4 protein-coding genes and 1 pseudogene are annotated in these 5363 nt (G+C 65.1%); 1 reads left to right on the top strand and 4 read right to left on the bottom strand.

Features of this window, described 5'->3' with window-relative positions; translation table 11 throughout:
* The 4 genes from hutU to hutI all read right to left on the bottom strand — a co-directional run.
* Positions 1-1305: urocanate hydratase (gene hutU / locus ENZ75_RS19470; RefSeq protein WP_128278251.1), on the bottom strand; the 1305-nt coding region annotated here is incomplete at its 3' end.
* Between the two features lie 26 nt (positions 1306-1331).
* Positions 1332-2150, bottom strand: a complete 819-nt coding sequence (gene hutG, locus ENZ75_RS19475; protein ID WP_063167744.1) for an N-formylglutamate deformylase — start codon at positions 2148-2150, stop codon at positions 1332-1334.
* On the bottom strand, positions 2150-3691 hold the full coding sequence (gene hutH / locus ENZ75_RS19480; RefSeq protein ID WP_027162456.1) for a histidine ammonia-lyase: 1542 nt from the start codon (positions 3689-3691) through the stop codon (positions 2150-2152). Before hutH ends, hutG begins: the two co-directional genes overlap by 1 nt.
* Complete coding sequence (hutI, locus tag ENZ75_RS19485; RefSeq protein ID WP_063167743.1) at positions 3688-4923, bottom strand: imidazolonepropionase; 1236 nt, start codon at positions 4921-4923, stop codon at positions 3688-3690. The genes hutH and hutI overlap by 4 nt, the downstream gene beginning before the upstream one ends.
* 98 nt (positions 4924-5021) lie before the next feature.
* Between hutI and ENZ75_RS19490 the strand changes: the two are divergent.
* Positions 5022-5363: pseudogene (locus ENZ75_RS19490) on the top strand (formimidoylglutamate deiminase); the annotation flags it as partial.

Genomic DNA, 5363 nt, shown 5'->3' on the forward strand with positions numbered 1-5363 from the left:
CGCCTTCAACTCACCCTTGGCCACCATTTCATTGAAGGCGAGGCCGAGCCGATGCCGGTCGCCAAGGCCGACCCAGCAGATGCGCGCCGGCAGGCCCTGGAAGGCGATGCGCTCGCGTGCCATGTCGAGCCAGTTGTGCAGATGGGTGTTGCCGGGCGTCAGTTCGCGCACCTTGGCGTCGGTCTTGTAGATGTCTTCCGGATCGCCCGACAGAGCTGCCCAGCGGAAGGGGCCGATGCCGCGGCAGAACAGCGGACGGATATAGGCCGGCACGAAGCCGGGGAAGGCAAAGGCGTTCTCGAACCCCTCCTCCTTGGCCACCTGGCGGATGTTGTTGCCATAGTCGAGCGTTGGCACGCCGGCGTTCCAGAACGCCACCATCGCCTCGACATGTTCGCGCATGGAAGCGCGGGCCGCCTTCTCGACCGCCTTGGGGTCGCTGACGCGCTTCTCGCGCCACTCGGCCATCGTCCAGCCCTTCGGCAGATAGCCGTTGATGGGATCATGCGCCGAGGTCTGGTCGGTGACCATATCGGGGCGAATGCCACGCCTGAACATCTCCGGGACGATCTCGGCCGTATTGCCAAGCAGGCCGACCGACTTCGCCTCGCCGGCCTTGGTCCAGCGTTCGATCTTTTCCAGCGCCTCGTCGAGCGTCTCGGCGCGCTCGTCGACGTAGCGGGTGCGCAGGCGAAAATCGATCGAGTCCGGGTTACATTCGATGGCGAGACAGCAGGCGCCGGCCATGACGGCGGCGAGCGGCTGGGCGCCACCCATGCCGCCGAGACCGCCGGTCAGGATCCATTTTCCCTTGAGATTGCCGCCGTAGTGCTGGCGACCGGCCTCGACGAAGGTCTCGTAGGTGCCCTGCACGATGCCTTGCGTGCCGATGTAGATCCACGAGCCGGCCGTCATCTGGCCGTACATCATGAGGCCCTTCTTATCGAGCTCGTTGAACTTTTCCCAATTCGCCCAGTGCGGCACCAAATTGGAGTTGGCGATCAGCACACGCGGGGCGTCCGGATGGGTGCGGAAGACGCCGACCGGCTTGCCCGACTGGACCAGCAAAGTCTCGTCATCGGCCAGCGTCCTCAAGGAGGCGACGATGCGGTCGAAATCGTTCCAGGTGCGCGCCGCCCGGCCGATGCCGCCATAGACGACCAGTTCGTTGGGATTTTCAGCAACATCCGGGTCGAGATTGTTCATCAGCATGCGCAGCGGCGCTTCCGTCAGCCAGGAGCGCGCGCTGATTTCGGTGCCGCGCGGGCTGCGGACTTCGCGGATGTTGTGGCGAGGATTGTTCATGGCGTCACTCCATAAAGGACCTGATGTCAGACACGCGCCCAGGATGTCGCGGTCTCGAGGATTTTCCGCAGGGTGGCGCGGATCGGTGCTGCGAACTCGGCGTCATAGGGCACCGGCCAATTGTCCGGCGTGCCCTTGCCATCGGGCTCGCGCATATAGATGCGGTTGGAGAGTTCCATCTGCAGTGCGTGCACGCCTTGTTGCGGCTGGCCGAAATGGCGTGTGATCCAGCCGCCCTTGAAGCGGCCGTTGATGACAAAGGTTTCACCGGTTTCGGCCATGATCTGGCCGACCATCGCCTGCAGCGTCGGATCGGCGCTCCTGCCGTCATTGGTGCCGAGATTGAAAACCGGCAGCGTGCCTTCGAACAGGCGCGGCAGCACTGAACGGATCGAGTGGCAGTCATAGAGCACGATCTTTTCGTGTAGCCCGCGCAACCGGCCGATCTCGGCCTGCAAGGCGGCATGGTACGGCACGAAGAATTCCTCGCGACGCTCGTCGATCTCCGACGGCCCCGGTTCTTCGCCCTCGCGATAGAGCGGATCGCCATCGAAGGTCTCGGTCGGGCAAAGGCCCGTCGTCGCCTGGCCGGGGTAAAGCGAGGCGCCGGAGGGATCGCGGTTGACGTCGATGACGGTGCGCGAGATCGCGGTGTGCACCACCGTCGCCCCGAGGCCGGCGGCAAAGTCATAGAGATTATCGATCCACCAATCGCAGTCGCGGCGGCCGAGCCAGGGCGAGACCAGCCGATTCTCAAGGCCGGCGAGGTCGATGCCGGCGTGTGGTATCGACACCAGCAACGGGGCTGTGCCGGGCGTGACCGTCAGCCAGGGCGCGCTTGCCATCACACCGCTCCGGAAATCGACGGCAGAGCCACACCGCCGGCGGCCTCGATGGCCGCACCGCTGCGCACCATGGCGATGGCTTTTTCCATATCGGGGTGGAAATGGCGGTCATTGTCGAGATGCGGCACTTCGGCCCGCACCAGCCTGCGCACCGCCTCCAGGGCGTCGCTCGAGGCCAGCGGCGCGTGGAAATCGCAGCCTTGGGCCGCGGCCAGCAGTTCGATGCCGATCACCGCGGTGGCGTTCTCGACCATGCCGATCAGCCGGCGCGCGCCGTGCGCGGCCATCGAAACATGGTCCTCCTGATTGGCCGAGGTGGGGATCGAATCGACTGATGCCGGATAGGCTTTCTGCTTGTTTTCGGAAACGAGCGCCGCCGCCGTCACCTGCGGGATCATGAAGCCGGAGTTCAGGCCGGGCTTGGGCGTCAGGAAGGCCGGCATGCCGGAAAGTGCCGGATCGACAAGCATGGCGATGCGGCGCTCCGACAGCGAGCCGATCTCGCAGACGGCGAGCGCGATCATGTCGGCGGCGAAGGCCACCGGCTCGGCGTGGAAATTGCCGCCGGAAAGCGCGGTGTCATCCTCGGCGAAGATCAGCGGATTGTCGGTGACGCCGTTGGCTTCGGTGCCCAGCGTGTCGGCCGCCTGGCGCAGCACGGTGAGTGCCGCGCCCATCACCTGCGGCTGGCAGCGCAGGCAATAGGGATCCTGCACGCGTTCGTCGCCAACCCGGTGCGATTCACGGATGGCGCTGCCGGCCATCAGATTGCGCAGGGCGTCGGCCGTCTCGACCTGCCCGGGATGCTTTCTCAGCACATGGATGCGCGGATCAAAGGGTGCGTCGGAGCCTTTTGCCGCGTCGGTCGACAGGGCACCGGCGACCAGCGCCGATTGGTAGAGCACTTCGGCCTCGAACAAGGCGGCCAGCGCATAGGCGGTCGAAAACTGGGTGCCGTTGAGCAGCGCCAGGCCCTCCTTGGCGCCCAGTGTCACCGGTTCCAGGCCATGCGAGACGAAGGCGACCTTGGCCGGGAAACGGCCATGTGGGGTAAAACATTCGCCGACGCCGATCATCACCGCCGTCATGTGCGATAGCGGGGCAAGGTCGCCGGAGGCGCCGACCGAACCTTGCGCCGGCACCACCGGGATGACGTCGTTGGCCAGCATCGCTTCCAGCAACTCGATGGTTTGCGGCCGCACACCCGACGCGCCCTGCGCCAGGCTGGCGAGCTTCAGCGCCATCATCAGCCGGCAAACGGCAACCGGCATCGGCTCGCCGACGCCGGCGGCGTGCGACAGGACGATGTTGCGCTGCAAGGTCTCGAGATCCTCGGCCGGGATGCGGACGCTGGCCAGTTTGCCGAAGCCGGTGTTGATGCCATAGACCGGCTCGCCCTTGGCGACTATCCTAGCGACGGCCTCGGCGCTCGCCTTGATTTTCGGCCGGCAGGCATCGTCCAGCTTGGGCACGGCGCCACGATAGATGGCGCGCCAGTCGGCCAGCGTCGCATTGCCGGGTTTCAGGGTCAGTTCGGTCATTGTCCTCTCCAGATGCGGGCATGCAGCGGGTTGAAGCCCATGCGGTAGACGAGTTCGGCGGGGCGCTCGATGTTCCAGATCGCCAGGTCGGCGGATTTTCCGGCTTCCAGCGTGCCGGTTTCTCCCAGCAAACCAAGCGCGCGGGCCGCCTCCCGGGTGACGCCGGCAATGCATTCATCGACGGTCAGGCCGAACAGGGTCGCGGCCATGTTCATGGTCAGAAGCAGTGAGGTCAGCGGCGAAGTGCCGGGATTGTTGTCGGTGGCGACAGCCATCCTGACGCCGTGCTGGCGAAACAAGCCGATCGGCGGCTTCTTGGTTTCGCGAATGAAATAGTAGGCGCCGGGCAGGATCGTCGCCACGGTTCCGGCCTTGGCCATCGCCGCTGCACCTGCCTCATCGGTGTATTCGAGATGGTCGGCCGACAGCGCACCGTAACGGGCGGCGAGTTCGGCGCCATGCAAATTGGACAGTTGGTCGGCATGAAGCTTGACCGGCAGGCCGGCCGCCTTTGCAGCATCGAAGACGCGCGCCATCTGTTCCGGCGAAAAGGCGATGCCCTCGCAGAAACCGTCGACGGCATCGGCCAGCCCCTCGGCGGCAACCGCCGGGAGAATTTCCTTGGCGACCAGATCGATAAAGGCGTCCTTGTCACCCTTGGCTTCCGGCGGCAGCGCGTGGGCGCCGAGGAAGGTCGTGCGGATCGTCACCGGCCGCTGGTTGCCCAGCCGCCGTGCGGCACGCAGCGACTTCTTCTCGTTTTCGAGGTCCAGGCCGTAGCCTGATTTTACCTCCACGGTGGTTACGCCCTCGGCAATCAGCGCATCGAGGCGTGGCAGTGATTGGGTGACCAGTTCGCTCTCGCTGGCGGCGCGCAGCGACTTGACCGAGGAGACTATGCCGCCACCAGCCCGGGCGACCTCTTCATAAGTGGCGCCGGCCAGCCGCATCTCGAATTCGTTGGCGCGGTTGCCGGCATGGACCAGATGGGTGTGGCAGTCGATCAGGCCGGGTGTGATCCAGCGGCCCTCGCAATCAACCGTCTCGGCGCCCTGGGCAAGTGTCGGGGGCAGCTCCGACTCGGGGCCGGCATAAACAATGCGGCCGTCACGCGCAGCGACCGCGCCATGTTCGACGACGCCAAGTCCGGCAGACCCGTCGGCCATTGTCGTCAGCCGCGCATTGCGCCACAGACGAAGATCCCCTGCCCGGCTTTTGCTCTTTGCAGCCATCATCTTTTCCGTTTCAATCGATGACGATTATGTATATACATATTGAAACGCACTGCAAGTGCCTTCATCGCATGAGACACAGAGAACCGGAGAGAAAAGTGGCAGCGATCTTTGCGGAACAGGCGCTCCTTCCCGATGGCTGGCGCGAAAATGTGCGGCTTACCCTGGCCGAGGGACGCATCACAGCCGTTCAGCCTGGCGCTGCTGCGGCAGCCGGCGACGAACGTCACGCGATCCTGTTGCCCGGCATGCCCAATTTGCACAGCCACGCCTTCCAGCGCGGCATGGCCGGCCTTGCCGAGCTTCGCGGCCCCTCCGCCGACAGTTTCTGGAGCTGGCGCGAGGTGATGTACCGTTTCGCCCTGTCGATGACGCCCGATCAGGTCGAGGCGGTTGCCGCACAACTCTATGTCGAGATGCTTGAGGCCCGGTTTTCCCCC

Origin of the sequence: Mesorhizobium sp. M7A.F.Ca.CA.002.04.1.1 (assembly GCF_004022805.1) — a bacterium.
GTDB classification, from domain to species: Bacteria; Pseudomonadota; Alphaproteobacteria; order Rhizobiales; family Rhizobiaceae; genus Mesorhizobium; species Mesorhizobium ciceri.